Here is a 20,376-nt window from a genome sequence, read left to right on the forward strand (position 1 = left end):
TTTTGTCTTTAAAAGTATAGAAGGATTGCATCTCAGGCTTATATTTTAAATAAAAGATTCAGGGATTTATTGTTAAAAAAACGATATATGTTTATCACTATTAAAAAGTGGCGCAATGGTATACTAATGGTATATGCTTTTTGTATGCATTCTTATGCATTAATGCCCAATACAACGATTTGCTTTTCCCAAAGGGATAATGATACCATTGGGCAGGATCATTCTATAACAAAGGTCAGTCCTTTTAAGGCCAATGGGGAATTGCAGCTAAAAGGTACCCGGATTTGCAATAAAGACGGAGATCCGATTCAGCTCAGGGGGATGAGTACCCATGGATTGCAGTATCGTGGCAACTGTTACAATGATGCTTCATTGGACGTTCTGGTAAATAATTGGGGGGTTGATATTATCCGGTTGTCCATGTACGTTCAAGAAGGGGGGTATGCATCAAATCCCGAATACTGGACGCAATATGTGGATACGCTGATAGAGAAGGTTTCTAGTCTTGGGGCCTATATCTTACTGGATTGGCATATGTTGCATCCGGGCGATCCAAATGCAAATACAATACTCGCAAAGAAGTTTTTTGAACACATGTCAAAACGCCATGCGGAAAAAGCGAATATTATTTATGAAATATGTAATGAACCGAACGATGACAATCATGAAGTTACATGGGCACTTATTAAAAGATACGCTGAAGAAATAATTCCAGTGATAAGGAAGAATGCCCCTAATTCCCTAATCGTTGTGGGAACCCCTAAATTTTGTTCAAGGCCCAATGATGTTATCGGAAATGAATTAAAATACCCGAATATACTGTATACCGCCCATGTATATGTGGGGGATGATGATCAGTTGCAGCGAATGGAAAATACCAAGGAGGCCCTAGCGGCAGGGGTGCCGATTTTTGTCACCGAATGGGGCACGCAAAACGGATGGGGGGACGGGGCCAACGACTTTGCAAAGGCACTGAAATGGATCGATTTTATGAAAGAAAATAAAATATCATGGTGTAACTGGAATTATTCAGATAGTCCGTTAAGCGGGGCTTCCTGGAAAAATGGCACTTGCCCTGATGGTCCCTGGAGCGATGAAAACCTGAAAGAGTCGGGAAAATGGATAAAAAACCACATTGATACCCCCATGGATTCATGGGCAAGAGAATAGTGATGGAAAATTAGTATATTTCAAATGATGAACAAAAATAAACAAGGCTTACTTTTATTGGTTACTTTTTTAGTGGTATCCGTTAATATAGGGTTCTCCCAAACTCAACAAAAAAAGGAAAAAGATTTTGAAATTGTAGGGTTTCATCTGGACCTGCGCATACAGGTAATGAAACCAAAGGCCCTAAGGGAACTTGTGGATGAACTGGCATATTTTGGGGTCAACACCCTTATTATGGAATGGGAAGGTACTTTTCCCTTTCAGACCAATCCCGTAATTGCCAATAAATATGCCTATACAAAAGAAGAAATCAAGGACTTTATAGCGTATTGCGGTCAAAAGAACATAGAAGTAATACCCCTTCAACAAAGTTTGGGGCATTTAGAATATGTTTTAAGGAATTATAGATATGCAGAACAAAGGGAAGACCAAAAAGATGTTTCCCAAGTTTGTCCCATGGAATTTGCATTGAACAAAAAATTGTTTACCGAGCTCATTACCGAAATGGCCGAAATACATCCATCAAAATATTTTCATATTGGCGGTGATGAGGCCTATCTGTTGGGCCATTGTGATAAATGCAAGGAAAAGATAGCTAAGAGCGGGAAAGCGGCCCTGCTGGCCGACCACCTTAAAATGATTACCGATATTGTGGTATCACTTGGGAAAATACCGGTCATATGGTCTGACATAGCGACCAGTTATCCCGGAGAATTGAACAAATTGCCCAAGGAGACCATATTCATTGTTTGGAATTACGGTTGGGACGTAGACCGGTTTGGTATCGTGAACGAACTTACCAAAAAGGGGTTTGAAGTATGGGGTTCACCGGCCTTAAGGAGCAATCCGGATAATTATTTTTTAACGGATTGGAAAAATCATTTTGACAATATAAAAGATTTTATCCCTTTTTGCAGGGAAAGCAACTACAATGGAGTCGTGATGACCTCTTGGTCCACTTCCGGGATTTATTCTCCCGTCTTTGAAGACCATCATACAATTACCGATTTAGTACCTGTTAGACGTGTTTATCCGCTTTCCGGTTTTAGGATACTTTTGGCGGCATATTCCCAGAGCATGCAGCAAACGGCACCTTTAAATGCAAAACGGTTTATCGTTTCTTATGCTGAAAAGCGTTTTGGGTTTAACAAAAGAGAATCCCGTGAGTTTTACAGGGCACTTTTGGGGAGCCCGTACCAAGTTATCAATGGGGAAGTAGAAAATCATTCCGAATTGACAGTGCCCATGTTGTACGATTCTGTCAAAGGATACCAAATGGTTTTTAACAAGTTGCGACCAGAAAGAAATCAAAAGGAATTTGAACATATAAGGCTTATGAAAGATATAAGGGAGAATTATATGCATTTCAAAAAAGTGGAGGGAAGAGTGAACAGTGATTCTTTTACCAAAGCCATGTTTCCACAAGTGATTTCGGAATTAGCTGAAATTATAAAAAAATACGATAGCCTGGGCCAGCGGTATACCAATTTAAATAGCGGATATTTATACCCCGAGGCCATTGATGAAGAAAATTACACACGTACAGTGCCCGTTAAAATACTGTATGAACGTTTAAAGGGACAAAAAAAATAATCTAACCGACTATAACCAACTAAATTATGACGCTTAAATTATGGGACTGGATGGTCATTATTGCTTTTTTTATGGCAATGGTTGCCATTGGTGTATGGGCACATTTTAAAAATAAAGATTCCAGTGATTATTTTATTGCCAGTGGAGGGCTTCCCTGGTGGCTGTCCGGCATTTCACATCATGTTTCCGGTTATAGTGGAGCTGTATTTGTCGCCTATGCGGGACTGGCCTATACACATGGTTTTTCAATTTATGTTTGGTGGGCAATGACGGTGGGGATTTCCATTTTAATGACCATCAATGTTTTTCCTGTACGTTGGGTTCGGTTAAGAAAAAAGTTTGCCATACAATCTCCCTTGGAATACCTTTCTGTTCGTTATGGCATTAAAACGCAACAGGTAATGGCATGGAGCGGGGTACTCCTTAAATTATTCGATGTGGCTGCCAAATGGGCCGCCATCGCTATTTTGTTGCGGGTATTTACCGGGGTGCCTATACTTTACGGGGTGCTTTTCTCAGGCGGGATTTCCATCATCTATATTACCATTGGCGGGCTTTGGGCGGTAACCATAAGCGATTTTATTCAATTTATCGTTCAAATTGGAGCCGGTATCGCGCTGTTTATCGCGACCATTACCAAGCTAGGCGGTATAGAAAGTGTTTTTACCATCTGGGACCAGTTGCCGGAAAGGAACAGCGAGTTTTTTGCCGAGCCGTATACCGTTGGTTTTGCCCTTGCATTTTTATGTATAAATACATTTAGTTATAATGGGGGGACATGGAATCTGGCCACCAAGTATATATCCTCCCCCGATGAATCCAACACAAAAAAAGCGGCGATTTTATCTGGGACATTGTATTTAATCTGGCCGTTGATCTTATTTTTCCCCATGTGGGCGGCTCCTGTATTATTGCCGGGCCTGACCGATCCTACGGAATCGTACGGACTGTTAACAATTCACCTTTTGCCTCCAGGGGTGGTCGGTTTGGTCCTGGCATCTATGTTTGCCACGACCATGTCCATGACTTCCAGTGATGCCAATACCATTGCCGCTGTTATTATACGCGATATATTACCGGTACAGTTAAAGAAATATAAGTTGATAAAAAGCATAAATTCGTTACAGATAGCAAGGTGGGTTACCTTCGTATTTGTGTTTTTCACCATTGTCATTGCCACCCAGTACGAATCTTTTGGTGGAATTTTAGGATTGATAGTTTCATGGTTTGCAGCCCTTGTTGGGCCTATTGCCGTTCCCATGCTGTTGGGTATGCTCCCAGCATTTAAAAAATGTGGAGCCGTTGCAGCATTATGTGCTATTTTTTTAGGATTTTTAAGCTTTATTTTTACAAAAATATATGCTGCCAATCTTTCATATACCCTAGAAGTAGGCTTGCCATTATTTATTTCATTATTGGTATACGTGGGAATAGGATTTTTAAATTATAAAAAGAAAGTCTCCAAGAAAGTGATCGATTTGTTGAAGGCTATCGATTAAAATGATAAATCAAATTTTGAAAGATGAAAGAAGTCATTTACTGTGCTGACTGTTTTACAAATGAAAATTTTCAGATAACCCTGAAAAATGGACAGGTTGTTTCTATGGCCAAGGTTGATTCGCACGATCGCAAGGTGCTGTACATGGCCCCGGGATTGTTCGATATTCAGATAAACGGTTTCCTCCATACCGATTTCAATTCTTTTCCCATACTTGAGAACGATTTTTTAAAGGTCATTGACCAGATGTCAAAACAAGGGGTATTGTTCTTCCTTCCAACGGTAATTACGAATTCCGATTCCAATATGATATCCCTTTTGGAAAATATAAATGAATTATGTCTGAAAAACCCTGTTATCCAATCCTATGTCGCCGGGATTCATTTGGAAGGACCTTTTATTTCACCGGACTCGCAGGCAAGGGGTGCTCATGACGGTGCTCATGTTAAAGCCCCCGATTGGGAACTGTTTACCGCATTTCAAAAGGCTTCCGGAAATCGCATAAAGTTGGTTACTTTGAGCCCGGAATGGGAAAATTCCGTCGAATTTATAAAAAAATGTGTACAGGACAATGTAAAAGTTGCCCTTGGACATACCATGGCCACCGATGAACAAATTGAAGAAGCCGTCCTGGCAGGGGCATCCCTATCTACTCATCTTGGGAATGGTGCCCCCTTGTTCCTCTCCAGGAACAAGAACATAATCTACGATCAGTTGGCAAACGATTTGCTTGTGCCCAGTTTGATAACCGACGGATTTCATTTGCCGGTTAATTTTATAAAGACCGTTTTAAAAGTAAAGAAAAACCAGATTATTTTGGTAAGCGATGCTACGATGTTTGCAGGCATGGCGCCCGGGGTATACAACTCACATATTGGCGGTAAGGTAAGACTAGACGGTAAGGGGAGGCTTTCCCTGTACGAACATAAAGAATTGCTTGCCGGATCGGCAGCTTCCCTTTTGGATTGTATTAATTTTTTACTCAAACAAGGTTTGTCCACGTTTGAAGAAGCCTGGGAAATGGCATCCAATATCCCCTATAAACTTATGTATCCTGAAAGAGAAAATACCGATCTGGTCTTGTTTGGCTTGGCTGACGGGGAAATTGTCATCCATAGTGCCTTTAAATCGGGTAAGCGGGTATATAAAAAGTATTGATGGGACACAATTAGTTTTTTTTTAGATAGTTAGCGTTTAGCGGCGTTAAAGAAAATCGGACAGGGAGTTTTTTCCTTGTCCGTTTTTTAATTGCATTCATTAATCAATAATTGTAAATAATTACAATGAAATGTAAAACAATGGGGTATTGCTAAATAATTGGCATTAAAATTAGTGAAAAACAAATTTTAATTCAGGTAAATTTTACTTTTATTATTTTTTTAAGTATTATTGTCACTACAAAACTAACTGAAAACCCAATAATGAAGGATACCGACGATCATTTTCTTTTCATTAAATTGAAACAGGATGATATAGCGGCTTTTGAGGCCATATTCTCCCATTATAGGCTTCCCATACTCAAATTCATTGTAAGTTATGCCAAATCCGTTGAAGTAGCGGAAGAATTGACCCAGGAAACATTTATCAGGTTATGGGAGTCCAGGGCGACTCTCAATGCCCAAAAAAGTTGCAGGTCTTTTTTGTATACCATTGCCAAAAACCTTTCGCTTAATTATTTAAGAAGTAACACAAAAGAAGAAATCCTTAAACAAGAATTATGGGACCGGGTAAAAATGGCACAGGCCAATCCCGAAGAACGTATTGTCTTTGAGGAATACCAAACTATCTTTAATCAGATTCTTGAGGAACTTCCCCAAAAGAAGCGGACGATCTACATTATGTCCAAATATGAAGGGAGGAGCAACGAAGAAATTGCAACTACATTGGGCGTAACAAAAAAGACGGTAAAAAACAACCTATGGGAGACTTTACGGATTATTAAAGACCGCTTGGAACCCTATTTGGAATACACCATCAGAATCGTGTTGATTTCTTTTTTTTCTACCTTTTTTTAAATTTTCAATCGATTTCGTCGGGACTTTTTCTAATTCCCGTGTATTATAGGTACAGCGCAATTGCTATTTATGGCCCAGGAAGAAAGAATAAAATATTTAATTGAAGTTTACCGGAACAATTCAATTTCCAAGGATGAATACGAAGAATTTGTTGCCTACCTTCAAGATCCCGTTTATAACGACCTTATTTTATTTTTGATGGACGATGGTACCGCACCGGAAATCAATATAAGTGAAAGGACTGAAAGCAAAACAGTTGATTTTAACCGTTTTGTCCGATCCCGGACCGGCCGTAAGCACTTTAAAAGGGCAATGCCATGGATCATGGCCACAGCTGCCGTTTTGGCCGTATTGATGATAGCCCGTATATATCCCGAACTAAGGGCCATGAAGGAGCAGCGGTTGGTAACCATGACCACCCCTATGGGAGAGAAGCGCAATATAACCCTTCCCGACGGCTCCTCCGTATTTTTAAACGCAGGTTCCAAACTGGTATATCCTCGGGAATTTAAAAAAGAACAGCGTGAAGTACGGCTTGAGGGCGAGGCATTTTTTGAGGTAGTGCACCGACCGGAACATCCGTTTGTGGTTTTAGCGGGCAATGTAAGGACCGAGGTGCTAGGAACTTCTTTCAACATACGATCTTACAAGGGCGATGCACAGGAACGGATAAGCGTGGCAACGGGAAAGGTGATGGTTTCTTCAAATGAGCTGAAAAAAGACAGGCAAGTGGTTTTGCTCCCCAATGAGCAGGCCATCTACCAAAGTGGCCATATGGACAAAAAGAAAGTAAATATCTCGAGGGCCCTGGCATGGAAAAATGGAATTTTGGTATTTGAACAAACCCCTTTGGATCAAGCTGCAATAATGTTGGAGCGATGGTATGGAGTACGTATTGTCATAAAAAATAAAGCACTCAACAAATGTACCGTTACCGGTGAGTTTTACAAGAAGGCCAGCTTAAAACAGATTTTGGAAAATTTTAGATATGTACTGGATGTAGATTATGAATATGTATCGGCCAATGTAGTGGAAATTGATGGAAACCCGTGTCATTAAAAAAATATTTAAAAAACTAAAACGATTAAGTATATGAACCTTATAAAAACTTCCGTGAAGCGATGATGCCATTAAAATATGTAATAATGCCTAATCCGGATATTAATTTTATATAATTCAACATGAAAAACTTTCATATAAAAATGCTCAAGCTACTTTTAATAATGGGAGTCCTGCTTTTTAACATCGCTGGATTTTCACAGGATAAACCAAATATTATCGTTATTCTTACAGATGACATGGGGTTTAGCGATATTCAGACTTTTGGGGGTGCCGGCATACCCACGCCTAATATAGACCGTTTGGCAAAAGAAGGTACTAAATTTACCCAATATTACAGTGCGGCCCCTATTTGTAGCCCGTCGCGAACCAGCATTTTAACCGGTATGTTCCCCGCAAAATGGAACTTTACCACTTTTTTAAATGACAGAAAGAGTAACGGGGCCGCAGAACAGGCCAATTATTTAAATGTAAATGCACCTTCCATGGCCAAAATATTGAAGCGGGGAGGGTATGTTACCGGACATTTTGGAAAATGGCACATGGGCGGCGGCCGCGATATTAAAAATGCACCCAATTTTGATAAATATGGTTTCGACGAGCACATAAGCACCTATGAAAGCCCGGATCCAGATCCCATTATCACTGCCACCAATTGGATATGGTCTCCTGAAGATAGCATAAAACGTTGGGATAGGACAAGGTATTTTGTTGATAAAACCCTGGATTTCCTTAAAAGGCACAAGGGAAAACCCTGTTTCGTAAATCTATGGCCAGATGATATGCATACGCCTTGGGTGCCGGAAGTAGATTTTCGTTTTACGGGCAAATTTCCCATGGACCCGGAAGAGGAAAAAGCTTTCCAAATGGTGCTAAAGGAATACGACAAACAAATTGGTAGGCTCCTTGACGGAATAAAAAAAATGGGGATCGAAGATAATACCATTATTATTTTCACCAGTGACAATGGGCCCCTGCCGAGTTTTAGGGGCAGCCGTTCGGGAGGACTTCGCGGTACAAAGTTGTCCCTTTATGAAGGAGGGATACGCATGCCGTTTATCGCCAAATGGCCCGGGCATATACCGGCAGGTAAAGCCGATGATGTTTCGGTATTGAATTCTACAGACCTGTTGCCTACATTGGCCGATATTGCTTCGGTAGAATTGCCCAGTAATTATCAGGGAGATGGAGAAGTCAGGACATCGGTATTGTTGGGCAGTCCGTCCCAACGCAAAAAGGATATGTACTGGGAATACGGAAGGAATCAACATGCCTTTAACTATCCGAAGGGAAAGGACAAGAGCCCGAACCTTGCCATAAGGTCCGGAAAATGGAAGTTGCTGGTCGATTACCTCCGTAACAATGCCGAACTTTATAATATGGAGAAGGATAAGTTTGAAACCACTAACCTTGCCGGACAATATCCGGAAATAGTAAAAGAATTGAAACAAAAAGTAATCACCTGGAGGACATACTTACCCGAATTAACACCAGAACGGGCCAATCCTGCCAGATAATATGTAAACAATGAAACGATAACTAACCAAACTAAAACAATTAGAACATATGAAGACCTAAAAAAAATGGCCTTCCGTTAATTGGTGACGCAATTAGCAGGGAAGGCCTTACTGAAACTTAAAATACGTTCCATAAATCAATTACACAAAATTATGAAAAATAATCTTATTAAGACGTGTGTATCTATGACTATACGCTCATTAATAATCTGTATCTGGGTGTTTTCAAACTTCACCCTGGCCAATAAGGCAAAAGCCCAGGACCTTAATCAGGTGTACCTGTCCATGAATGTTACCGAAGCAACTTTGCAACAGGTAATCCATCAAATACAGCAACAAACGGTATTTACTTTTTTTTATCAGGACGGTTTGTTGGATACTAAAGGTAAAAAAGTATCCATTTCCGCAGGAAATGTTCCGCTAAGGGACATCCTAGATGAAATTGCCGATCAGTTGCAGCTTAGTTACAAGCAGACCAATAATACTATTGCACTTAAAAAACGGGAAGAAAAACCGGAAATAACAGAGCAATCATATTTAGAACTTCCCCAGACGGGCATAACGGGAACCGTATCTGATGATACCGGTCCGTTACCGGGCGTTAATATTGTAGTTAAAGGGACTTCCATAGGAACGCAAACCGATTTTGACGGTCATTATAGCCTGACGGATGTTCCAGATGATGCCATTTTGGTATTTAGTTACATAGGTTTTGTAACCCAGGAAATCAAGGCGGCCAACCAGACCACTATCGATGTTACCTTAAGGCAAGATGCTCAGGCCCTGGATGAAGTAGTGGTTATAGGTTATGGTACCCGTAAACGAAAAGATGTGACTGGAGCCGTGGGAAGTGCAAACCTTGAAGATTTTAGACAAGTTCCCGTAAGTAATGTCGGGCAATTATTGCAAGGAAATTTACCGGGACTCAATGTAGGCCCGGTAGTGAGCGCAGGGTCAACACCTTCTATTTCGGTAAGGGGCAGAACCACCATATCGGGAAATCAAAATGTGTTGATTATCTTGGACGGAATACAATACAACGGTTCTCTGGAATCTATTAATCCAAATGATATAGAATCCATGGACGTATTGAAGGATGCAAGTTCAGTAGCTGTTTATGGTGCTCAAGGGGCAAATGGCGTAATTCTCATTACCACAAAACAGGGAAAGAAGAATCAACGGCCAAGAGTAACAATTTCTACTTCGTATGCAACTCAAGAGCCTTCCAAGGATTTAAGTCCATTAAATCGTGATGATTATTTAGAACATATTAGAAAGCTTCAATATGAAAATGCTTATTTGGGGCCCGATTATATAAACCCGAACCCCGATTTCGATCTGGCCGATTATATAGATTCTTCCATGTTGGACGAAAATGGAAACATTGTAGATACCAATTTCAATTGGTGGGATGAAGGAACCCAACTCGGTTTTATAAACGAGCAAAAAATAAGTGTTTCGGGCGGATCAGAAAAAATAAGGTTTTTAATATCCCTTGACCATACCAATCAGGAAGGGTTTATTGTAAACGATAAATTTCAGCGTAAAGGAGCAAGGATTAACCTTTCTACCAATGCAACAGATTGGTGGGAAGTAGGCGTTCAAAGTTTTGCTTCCTTTGTAAATAAAGACGGCGCCGAGCCAAGTATTACAGATTTGGTGCGTACTTCCCCCTTATTAAAACCTTTTGATGAAGAAGGAAACTTAATCCCAAACCCTGCCAATACAGCAGTACAGAATCCATTTATTCCTTATTATGTGGACAATTATGAGCGGCACGATTATTTCTTTGCCAACTTTTTCTCGAAAATCGATTTTCCATTTTTAGAAGGGCTTTCGTATAGGGTAAATTTTGGTAATAATTACAGGATCAATAAAAATTACGGTGCCAGCGAATATGGCTCGGGCTTAACGGGGTCCGCTTATAAAAACCATGATTTTTATTATGATTATAATTTGGATAACATAATAAATTACAACAGGACTTTTGGCAAGCACGCTATAGACCTGACTTTATTGTATGGAGCTATAGAAAGAAAATTTGAATATACAGGTGCAAGCGCAAATGATTTTGCAAGGTTGGACCTTGGATATAACAGCCTTGAACAGGGCGTCAACCAGTTTACCTACTCAGATGCTTGGCGGGAAGCGCTAAATTATCAAATGGCAAGGCTTGATTATAGGTTTGATGACAGGTACCTGTTAACGGCCACCATTAGAAGGGACGGCTTTTCAGGATTTGCTGCCAACAATAAATACGGTTATTTTCCATCGGTTGCACTGGCCTGGAATATAAACAATGAAAACTTCTTTAAGGCAGATTGGGTAAGCAATTTAAAGTTGCGTGTAGGTTACGGGACCAGTAGTAACCAGACCAGTAGATATAGTTCTTTGGCAGGTGTAACAACCCGAGCTGCCTATGTTTTTGGCGATGGTGGAAGTACGGTGTTTGGGCAACAGCTAACCTCGTTGGCAAATCCCAACCTGAGGTGGGAACGAACCACAGGTATTAATCTAGGGCTGGAATATGGTTTTTTAAACGCTAGGATAAATGGCACTGTTGAATATTATTATACCAGGACCAATGATTTACTATTTGATGTTGCCATCCCGGATATTACAGGTTTTGAAACCATAAGGACCAACATTGGTGAAATTGAAAACCAGGGGTTTGAATTTGCTATTAAAAGCCTGAATATTGGTACGGATAATTTTAAATGGAACACTACCGTTAACTTCGCTACCAATACTACCGAGGTCTTGGAATTAATAGGACGGGATAACGATGGAGATGGTGTAGAAGACGACCTTACCGCTAGCAATTTGTTTATTGGCGAACCATTGGGGGTTATTTATGATTATGAGACCGATGGGATCTATCAAATCGGAGACGATATACCCGATGGCTATTTCCCTGGGAGTTATAGAATAATAGACCAAAACGGGGACGGTGAAATTACCCCGGCCGACGATAGGGTTATTTTAGGGCATTCCAACCCGGCATATCGATTCAGTATCTTAAATACTTTTAAATACAAAGGCATAAGCTTAAGGGTATTTATAAATTCCATACAGGGTGGTAAAAATGGCTACATGCAAAACAACATTTACCCCATAACCCTCGACGATAACAATATTAGATGGAATTATTTAAATGACAGGGATTTATGGCAACCAAACCACCCGGAGGGCATAGATCCTGTATTTCCCGGAAAGAACCCACGGGTTTCCCCAGCTGTATATGGCGACCGCAGTTTTGTTAGGTTGCAGGATGTTAGCCTTAGCTACGACTTTGATAAAGACTTGGTGAACAAACTAAAAATGGAAAGTTTACAAGTGTTTATAAGTGGGAAGAATATCGCTACATGGACCAAATGGAGGGGGTGGGACCCCGAAACAGGTGTTGGATTGGGATCTGGTGGCAGGCCACTTCTTAGAAGCTATTCCCTTGGCCTAAATGTAACCTTTTAAAGAAAGAAAAAATGAGAAAAATAATACTAATAGTTTCAACAATACTTTTGGCAACAACTTCTTGCAATGATGATTTTTTAGAAGAGAAGCCATTGGATTTTTTAAGTAATGTAAATGCTTATGATACCTACGAGGGCTTAAATGCCACCGTTAATAATTTATATTGGTTTTCCAGAAGAATTTTTTTCGACAGGGACGAACACCGCCCTTTTGACTTTATTTATGGAACCGATTTGGTTTACGATGGGCAGTCGAGCACCGATAGGCATACCAATATGATCGCAGCCTACGACCCCAATAGCGGTATCCCTGCTACACATTGGGACAATCTTTATACAATGGTTGTCGAGTCTAATATTGTTATCAGTAGGGCGCCGGTTGCAGATATTACGGAAGAACAACAAATAGAAATATTGGCCCAGGCAAGGTTTTTTAGGGCATTTGCATACAGGGCATTGGTGTATATATGGGGCGGGGTGCCTTTGGTAACAGAAGAGATTACCGAACCGCGAACAGATTTTGTAAGGGCTTCAAAAGAAGAAGTTTTAAACCAGATAATTGAAGACTTAAATTATGCTGCCAATAACCTGCCCGGTATTACCGAAGCAAAAGATGGCAAACTTAACAATCTTGCTGCACAGCATTTATTGTCTGAAGTGTACCTTGCCGCAAATCGGCCACAAGATGCCGTAAATGCTGCCTCGGTGGTCATTAACGATCCTGCGACGGCTTTAATGCAAAATAGATTCGGGTCAAGGGCCAATGAAACGCCGGGCGATGTATATTGGGACCTGTTCAGGATGAACAATCAAAATAGGGGCTCTGGAAATACAGAAGCACTTTGGGTGATTCAGTTTGAAACTGATGTATTGGGAGGAAGTACCGTATCTGGAGGCAGAGGTGGTTCGTATATGTTGGAAAGACACCACGCACCCTTTATAAGAAATGTCAAAGTTAATGGAGAGTCTCCCTTTTTGTGGCCCAAGAGCGATTATACAGGTGGCCGTGGAATAGGTTGGGCCGTTCCTACTTATCATTTTACCAACGAAATATGGGAAAGCGATTTTGACAACGATATCCGAAATGCAAACCATAACTTTGTGAGGGAATTCACGGCCGATAATCCAAATTCATCTTATTATGGGCAGGTTTTTTCAACGGAAAACCCTCCAGAAGGGGTTGATACCACCCGCGATTTTTATGCTTATCAATCTAAGGTTACTACCCCCATGAACCATCCCGATGGACTTTATGACGATAAGGAACTTGGTACCTTAAAGAGTTCCGCGGGAGCGACCTATACCGACCAATATATGTTCCGGATGGCAGAAACATATCTCTTAAGGGCAGAAGCATATATGGACCTTGGTAACAATGCCAAAGCAGCAGCAGATATTAATAAGGTTAGGGAAAGGGCACATGCCAATCCAGTGGCTGCCGGCGATGTTGATATTGACTATATTTTGGATGAGCGGATGAGGGAACTGGGCGTGGAAGAAAAAAGAAGGCTTACCCTAATGAGGCTGGGATTGCTATATGATAGGGTAAAAAGGTTTAACCCCTATTATGCAGATGAAATTTTGCCCAAATATAATCTTTGGCCTATTCCAGCTGCTGAAATAGAAAGGAATATTGATGCGGAATTGGAACAGAATCCCGGCTATTGATACTGTGAACACAGTAAAGTTTATATGCAAATGAAGTTTTTAAAAAGTAGACCATGAGGTACCTTGTTTTTTTAGCATTCTTATCCTTTTTTAAGGTTTTCTCTTTTCAGGCAAAAAATGACACGCCACCCAATGTCCTGTTTATTTTTGTGGACGACTTACGTCCTGAACTTGGGTGTTATGGTACTAAAATAATAAAAACGCCAAACATAGACCGGTTGGCCTCACAAGGGAGTGTTTTTAACAAACATTATGTACAGGTGCCAACTTGCGGTGCTTCAAGGTATGCCCTGCTTACCGGTTTATTGCCAAAAGCAAAGAACCAATTGAGTAATGAGGCTATTAGGACCTATATTTCCGGTCAACCTGAAAAGGACACACCGGAGACTTTTATTCATCAACTAAGAAGAAATGGGTATTTTACCGTGGGGATAGGTAAAATAAGCCATTATATCGATGGGCTCTATGGTTATGCTGAATCCTCTATAGGTGCAAAGCCCGAACTTCCCTATAGTTGGGATAAAAATTTATTTGATCCGGGGAAATGGAAAGATGGCTGGGATGCATTTTTTGCTTATGCCGATGGCAGTAGCAGGATAACAAAAAAACGGCAGGTGAAACCCTATGAAAATGGAAATGTAGGGGATGAAGGATATCCTGATGGGCTTTCGGCGAAATTGGCATTGCATCAACTGGATTCCCTGTCAAATTCAAAAAGGCCCTTTTTTCTTGCAGTCGGGTTTTTTAAACCGCACTTGCCGTTCAATGCTCCAAAAAAATATTGGAACATGTATCGGGAAGACAGTATTCCCCTGACTCCTTCACCAGAGATCCCTGAATATATAAATCTGGCCAGCCTTCATAATAGCCCGGAATTTAACAGGTATGCACTGGGAGAAGAAAAGCCAGATTTAAATACCCCCGCTTCAAGGGCATATGCACAAAAAATAAGACATGCATATTATGCCGCGGTAAGCTATATGGATGCCCAAGTGGGTAAGCTTATAGAAAAACTTAAAGAAAAGGGGCTTGATAAAAATACCGTTGTAGTACTCTGGGGAGACCATGGCTGGCAACTTGGCGACCATAGGGTATGGGGCAAGCATACTTTGTTTGAAAGGGCACTCCGCAGTCCATTGATTATTGTGGATCCCAGGATTAAGGAGCAGAAAAAGAAAATTGACAAAATTGTTAGCTCTATAGATGTTTATCCTACTCTCATGGAGATGTGCAATGTAGAAATGCCCTATAAAACCAAGGGAAGAAGCATGATAGGCCTACTTTACCAAAACGAATTGGATAAGGCATGGAAGGAGGCTTCATACAGTTATTTCAACAAGGGAATATCCGTAAGGGTACCCCGTTATAGATATACAAAATATTTTAGGGATGAATTTCCTGTCGTTGAATTATATGACCATACTGTCGATCCCAATGAAAATGTCAATATTGCGGCAACCAAGCCTCACCTGGTAAAAAAGCTGGATAGTATATTAGAAGAAGGAGATACAGGGCTTTATTTAAAATGAGAGTAAAAGGAAAGGTATAAATACTAAAAACCACTTATGAATCTGAATCTTAAATTTCAACCCGTTTCAAGAAATGTACTGTGGGTATTCCTCTTAACGGCCTGTGTTTTACAGGCTCAAAAATCAAAACCGAATATTATAATTTTTATCAGTGATGACCAGAGCCAAATAGATGTTGGCTGTTATGGAAATACCGATGTTTATACCCCAAACATGGACCAGCTCGCCATGGAAGGGATGCGGTTTACTGCTGCTTATGCGGCAACTCCCATGTGCGCTCCTTCCAGAAGTAATATGTTAACCGGTCTGTATCCTTTTCGGAATGGTTCGCAAATGAATCATTTTGCCTTAAATCCCGAAACCAAGACCTTGCCCGATTATTTAAAAAAGCTGGGCTATTATGTGGCCATAGCCGGAAAGGTCGATGTATATCCCAAGCCTGATTTCGACAGGCACATTGGTGAATACTTTGGTAAATATTTTCCGGTAGAAAATAGAAACGACCCCCGAAATGCCACGACAGAATTCATAAATGGTTATTTTAAGGGCGAAAATAAAAATAAGCCCCTGTGCCTGATTGTAGCTACTTGGTTGCCCCATGTGCCATGGCAGGAAGGGGACAACTATGCCCCCGAAAAGTTAAAATTGCCCGATTATTTGGTAGATACCCCCCAGACCCGAAAAGCTCTGGCGGCTTATTACCAGAGTATTGCCAAGGCCGATAAAATGCTTGGGAAAATATTGGAGTCGGTTGACCAGAGCGGAGAAGGGGACAATACCGTTTTTATGTTTTTTTCCGATCAGGGCACGCAATTTCCGGGAGCCAAATGGACCACTTACGATCAAGGCCTGAACGTTCCCTTCGTGGTGCGGTGGCCCGGAAAGGTAAAAGCGGGCACAACCACCGATGCCCTTATTTCCTTGACCGACCTCACCCCGACCTTGATAGACTTGGCAGGAGGGGAACCGATAGAAAATTTGGATGGAACAAGTTTTAAAGATGTCCTGCTGGGTAAAAAAGAGCAACACCGTGACTATGTTTTTGGAGAGACCTCGATGGAACCTCAATATTGGTATAATTATACCCCTTCCAGAACCGTTATCGATGCCAATGGTTGGCAGTATATTAAAAATTACCACCCCGAGAGACGTTTTATAACCCATATAGATAAAGTGGAACAGAATATGTTTTATTTTGATTCCTGGGTGGAAAAAGCTAAGGCCAGTGACCGCGCCAATTTCCTTTTGAACAGGTACAGTTACCGTCCGCCGGAAGAATTGTACAACCTAAAGACCGATCCCTGGGAAACGGAAAATTTAATTAAAGGACATAAATTTTCCCGCAAGGAAGAACAATTGAAACGGCAATTGAACAACGAACTCTTAAGGCAGGGTGAAGGCATGGCCACGATCCTTCAAGGAGATTTGCCTGTTTTTCACAGCAACTCATATAGCGTATCACAGGGGATGAGCGTAAGCGACCTTTCTTTTGAACGGGATAGATGGTCCCCAAAGACCCTTATCATGAATTTGTTTATTGACGGAACCGGGAACAACGGTGTGCTTTGCGAATATTTTAACCAGTTTAGGCTCATCTTAAAAAATGGGAAGCTCGGCATTGTTTTACGGGACGGGCGTGAATTTTTTAGCGATATTTTATCAGATGTAAACGGGCACCTTTTGTTTCAGCTTTCAAATAAAGGGAAATTGTCGGTTTCCTTTAACGGAGCCGACATAGTAAACCATTCCCTTGAAAAAGATTTTACGGCTGTTAATTCGGGTTATTTTTCATGTGGGCTAGCCAGAATGCAGCAATTAAACCAGGGAGAACAAAATTACTTTAAGGGAAAAATAAGCGGTATAACAGTTTCCATGAATAAATTGATCCGAGAGCCCCGTTAAACTCAGCTAATAAAAGGATAATCAACATATAAAAGAAGAGTAGATTAGTTTTAATTTAGTTAGCAGTTTAGTTTTAACTTGTCTGAAGATCGTTCGGGGTTATCAATAGCCCTGAACGATTCTTTTTTTGAATTAGTTAAGACTTTCAAAAAACATTATCCTAAAACAAAGTTCATAGCAATTGTGTACTTTCAATATTGTATAAATACCGGCGTTGGTATCACAAAAAAATGTCACAAATACAAGTTTTACAGGGTACATATAACTTCAATATATAAATATTTGTACTTCCATATGATATTACAGAGAATCTAATCATGAAGTTTCAAGAATATTAAATTCCTAACAAAGAAAATTATTTTTATTAAATCTAAATAAATATATTTGTGCCGATTTATAACTGATCACGATACAAACTAAAAACTATGAAAAATATATACATAGCACTTACCTGCTTAGTCTTTGCATTTGCATCATTGCCTACACATGCATCCTACCGTATAATAGCACCCAACAATGATATACAAGAATACTTTAGGGTAGCGGGAAGTGTTTTGAATGAGTCTCAAGCCCCGGTTGCCAATGCATCGATTATGATAAGGGAATTGCAAAAAGGTACGGTAACGGACAGCAATGGAAATTATGTATTTGAACAAGTGCCAACTGGAAATTATACAATAGAAGTGCGTTATGTAGGAAAAAAAATGGTTTCTAAAAAAATAACGGTTAATGACAATTCCGTTTTTGATATAGTACTTTATAATGAAAATGAAGAATTAGAAGAAGTTACCCTTGAAGGGCAGACAAAAAATAAATTTGAAGCATCCAAAGAGACCAGCTCTGTTGGTAAAATGCCGTTAAAGGCGATAGAAACCCCACAGGTTTATACATCTATTGATGGCGAGGTATTAAAAAATCAATTTATTTTTACCGTAGACGATGCCTACCGGAACATTACGGGGCTCCAAAAAATGTGGAGTGCTACCAATAGGGCCGGAGACGGGGGAGCATTTGTAAACTTAAGGGGCTTTATTGTTAACAATCCATTGAGAAACGGACTTGTAGCTCCGGTAACAACTACGATCGATGCTATTAACATTGAAAAACTGGAAGTTTTAAAAGGTCCGTCTGCAACGCTTTTTGGTAGTAATGTAACCTCCTATGGCGGGATTATTAACAGGGTTACCAAAAAACCCAATGAAAATTTTGGGGGCGAAGTGGCAGTGGCCGGTGGAAGCAACAATTATTACAGGGCCCAGGCCGATATAAATACCCCACTAACAAACGACAAAAAACTTCTTTTTAGGGTAAATACGGCATATACCAATAGCGGAAACTTCCAAAAAAAGGATGCTGAAAATTCATTTTTTGTATTTATACCTTCCCTTACCTATAAGTTTACGGAAAACCTGGACGTTAACCTGGAGTTTGAAATGTTGGACACCGATGCGGTACCCGACCAGTTTTTATTTTATTTGAGCCCGGCCTTAGGGGTGGATAATATAGAAGCTATTGAAGATTGGGGGTTGGACTATAAAAATTCTTATATGGGAGACGGTCTGAAGACCAAATCTAAAACACGAAACCTGTACGGTGCCATAAATTATACCATTAGCGATCATATTAAGTCATCGACCAACATCAATTCTTCGTATTCACAATCAAACGGATATAACCCCTATTTTTATATAGCACCAGAATCTACATTTACACAGGATCCTGCCGATACGGAAATGGGCGTAATACGCTCCGACCAATCTACGGTAGATAGCAAGCAAAAATATTTTCAGGTTCAGCAAAACTTTAATTTCGATTTCCATTTATTTAATATGAGAAACCGCACGGCCGCAGGTTTTGATTACTTAAGAAGGGAAGACGAACAGATGTTTATTTTTCTAAGCGCATTCGACTGGGTTCCGTTTGCCGGAGGCAATTATGATTCTTTAAATGCGGAAAGCTTGGAAACAACTTATGAAACTTTACGAAATACACCGGGTTACGATTTTGATGCGAATAATACCTACCCCATAACCGGGGTTTTAAATACGTATAGTGGGTATATTTCCAATGTTTTGACTCCTGTGCCGGGATTAAATGTACTGACATCCCTTCGCTATGAAAGTAATAATTTTGAAGGTGGTAAAAGCGGTCAGGCAGCTACTCCCGAATACACTCAAGGTGCATGGTCGCCAAAATTTGGGCTAGTCTATGAACTGGTAAAGGATAAGGTTTCTGTTTTTGGGAACTATCAAAACAGTTTTACCAGCAATGGATATATTTTAACAAGTAGCGACGGCGAATTTGTCCTGTCCGATCCCGAAAGGGCCAATCAGTGGGAAGGTGGTTTTAAAACCAATCTCATGGACGGAAGGGTGAATGCCACGATAAGTTATTATAACATTGATGTGAAAAATTCACTGCTAAACACCGGTGAGTATGTAGGTGCCCAAGCTGTACAGAAACAATCGGGAAGCCTAACGAGCAAGGGGGTGGAATTTGAAGTAAGTGCATTTTTGGCAAAAGGCTTTTCTTTAATAGCAGGAACCAGTTATAACGACTCAAGATATACCAGTAAAGATGAACTTGATGCCGATGTTTATAATAGACGCCCCACAACGGCTTCTTCGCCTTGGTTGACCAATTTTAATGCCAGTTACCGTTTTATGGACGGCAAACTAGAAGGTCTTGGCTTTGGTGTTGGGGGCAATTATGCGAGCGATAATAAAATTGTTAACTCAAACTCGCAAGGAGTATTTATACTGCCTTCTTATTTCGTGTTGAATGCAAATGCCTATTACGATATACATAAATTCCGTTTTTCAATAAAGGCAGACAACCTTACCGATGCGCATTATTGGACCGGATATACCACGGCTAACCCACAATCGCTTTTGAGCGTGGTAGGAGGAATTACCTATAGGCTGTAACTATTGTATGGTTCAATTAAAAAATAGT

12 protein-coding genes are annotated in these 20,376 nt (G+C 40.4%); all 12 read left to right on the forward strand.

Annotated features, from left to right (window positions below):
* The first annotated feature begins 87 nt into the window (after positions 1 to 87).
* The 12 genes from PSF86_RS02175 to PSF86_RS02230 all read left to right on the forward strand — a co-directional run bounded on the left by PSF86_RS02175 (position 88) and on the right by PSF86_RS02230 (position 20,348).
* A complete protein-coding gene (locus PSF86_RS02175; protein WP_277898417.1) occupies positions 88 to 1,170 on the forward strand; it encodes a glycoside hydrolase family 5 protein in 1,083 nt (360 codons plus the stop codon).
* A gap of 24 nt (positions 1,171 to 1,194) precedes the next feature.
* Complete coding sequence (locus tag PSF86_RS02180; protein ID WP_277898418.1) at positions 1,195 to 2,763, forward strand: beta-N-acetylhexosaminidase; 1,569 nt, start codon at positions 1,195 to 1,197, stop codon at positions 2,761 to 2,763.
* 26 nt (positions 2,764 to 2,789) lie between these two features.
* Positions 2,790 to 4,262, forward strand: coding sequence for a sodium:solute symporter family protein (locus PSF86_RS02185; RefSeq protein WP_277898419.1), 1,473 nt, complete (start codon positions 2,790 to 2,792; stop codon positions 4,260 to 4,262).
* Positions 4,263 to 4,285: 23 nt separating this feature from the next.
* Positions 4,286 to 5,419, forward strand: a complete 1,134-nt coding sequence (locus tag PSF86_RS02190) for an N-acetylglucosamine-6-phosphate deacetylase (protein ID WP_277898420.1) — start codon at positions 4,286 to 4,288, stop codon at positions 5,417 to 5,419.
* A gap of 263 nt (positions 5,420 to 5,682) precedes the next feature.
* Positions 5,683 to 6,276, forward strand: coding sequence for an RNA polymerase sigma factor (locus PSF86_RS02195; protein ID WP_277898421.1), 594 nt, complete (start codon positions 5,683 to 5,685; stop codon positions 6,274 to 6,276).
* Between the two features lie 69 nt (positions 6,277 to 6,345).
* On the forward strand, positions 6,346 to 7,335 hold the full coding sequence (locus PSF86_RS02200) for a FecR family protein (RefSeq protein WP_277898422.1): 990 nt from the start codon (positions 6,346 to 6,348) through the stop codon (positions 7,333 to 7,335).
* A 143-nt stretch (positions 7,336 to 7,478) separates the two neighbouring features.
* The gene (locus PSF86_RS02205; RefSeq protein WP_277898423.1) at positions 7,479 to 8,852 is read left to right on the forward strand and encodes a sulfatase family protein; all 1,374 of its coding nucleotides are present in this window, start codon (positions 7,479 to 7,481) and stop codon (positions 8,850 to 8,852) included.
* Between the two features lie 186 nt (positions 8,853 to 9,038).
* On the forward strand, positions 9,039 to 12,323 hold the full coding sequence (locus tag PSF86_RS02210; RefSeq protein WP_277898424.1) for a TonB-dependent receptor: 3,285 nt from the start codon (positions 9,039 to 9,041) through the stop codon (positions 12,321 to 12,323).
* Between the two features lie 11 nt (positions 12,324 to 12,334).
* Positions 12,335 to 13,990, forward strand: a complete 1,656-nt coding sequence (locus PSF86_RS02215) for a RagB/SusD family nutrient uptake outer membrane protein (RefSeq protein ID WP_277898425.1) — start codon at positions 12,335 to 12,337, stop codon at positions 13,988 to 13,990.
* Positions 13,991 to 14,043: 53 nt separating this feature from the next.
* Positions 14,044 to 15,519, forward strand: a complete 1,476-nt coding sequence (locus tag PSF86_RS02220; protein WP_277898426.1) for a sulfatase — start codon at positions 14,044 to 14,046, stop codon at positions 15,517 to 15,519.
* Between the two features lie 36 nt (positions 15,520 to 15,555).
* Complete coding sequence (locus tag PSF86_RS02225; RefSeq protein WP_277898427.1) at positions 15,556 to 17,421, forward strand: sulfatase family protein; 1,866 nt, start codon at positions 15,556 to 15,558, stop codon at positions 17,419 to 17,421.
* Between the two features lie 425 nt (positions 17,422 to 17,846).
* Complete coding sequence (locus PSF86_RS02230) at positions 17,847 to 20,348, forward strand: TonB-dependent receptor (protein WP_277898428.1); 2,502 nt, start codon at positions 17,847 to 17,849, stop codon at positions 20,346 to 20,348.
* Positions 20,349 to 20,376 lie beyond the last annotated feature (28 nt).

The organism is Galbibacter pacificus (assembly GCF_029603165.1).
Taxonomy (GTDB): domain Bacteria; phylum Bacteroidota; class Bacteroidia; order Flavobacteriales; family Flavobacteriaceae; genus Galbibacter; species Galbibacter pacificus.

Coding starts and splice junctions, on each gene's coding strand:
- PSF86_RS02175 (WP_277898417.1), top strand. CDS start 88: ATGTTTATCACTATTAAAAAGTGGCGCAATGGTATACTAATGGTATAT.
- PSF86_RS02180 (WP_277898418.1), top strand. CDS start 1,195: ATGATGAACAAAAATAAACAAGGCTTACTTTTATTGGTTACTTTTTTA.
- PSF86_RS02185 (WP_277898419.1), top strand. CDS start 2,790: ATGACGCTTAAATTATGGGACTGGATGGTCATTATTGCTTTTTTTATG.
- PSF86_RS02190 (WP_277898420.1), top strand. CDS start 4,286: ATGAAAGAAGTCATTTACTGTGCTGACTGTTTTACAAATGAAAATTTT.
- PSF86_RS02195 (WP_277898421.1), top strand. CDS start 5,683: ATGAAGGATACCGACGATCATTTTCTTTTCATTAAATTGAAACAGGAT.
- PSF86_RS02200 (WP_277898422.1), top strand. CDS start 6,346: ATGGCCCAGGAAGAAAGAATAAAATATTTAATTGAAGTTTACCGGAAC.
- PSF86_RS02205 (WP_277898423.1), top strand. CDS start 7,479: ATGCTCAAGCTACTTTTAATAATGGGAGTCCTGCTTTTTAACATCGCT.
- PSF86_RS02210 (WP_277898424.1), top strand. CDS start 9,039: ATGACTATACGCTCATTAATAATCTGTATCTGGGTGTTTTCAAACTTC.
- PSF86_RS02215 (WP_277898425.1), top strand. CDS start 12,335: ATGAGAAAAATAATACTAATAGTTTCAACAATACTTTTGGCAACAACT.
- PSF86_RS02220 (WP_277898426.1), top strand. CDS start 14,044: ATGAGGTACCTTGTTTTTTTAGCATTCTTATCCTTTTTTAAGGTTTTC.
- PSF86_RS02225 (WP_277898427.1), top strand. CDS start 15,556: ATGAATCTGAATCTTAAATTTCAACCCGTTTCAAGAAATGTACTGTGG.
- PSF86_RS02230 (WP_277898428.1), top strand. CDS start 17,847: ATGAAAAATATATACATAGCACTTACCTGCTTAGTCTTTGCATTTGCA.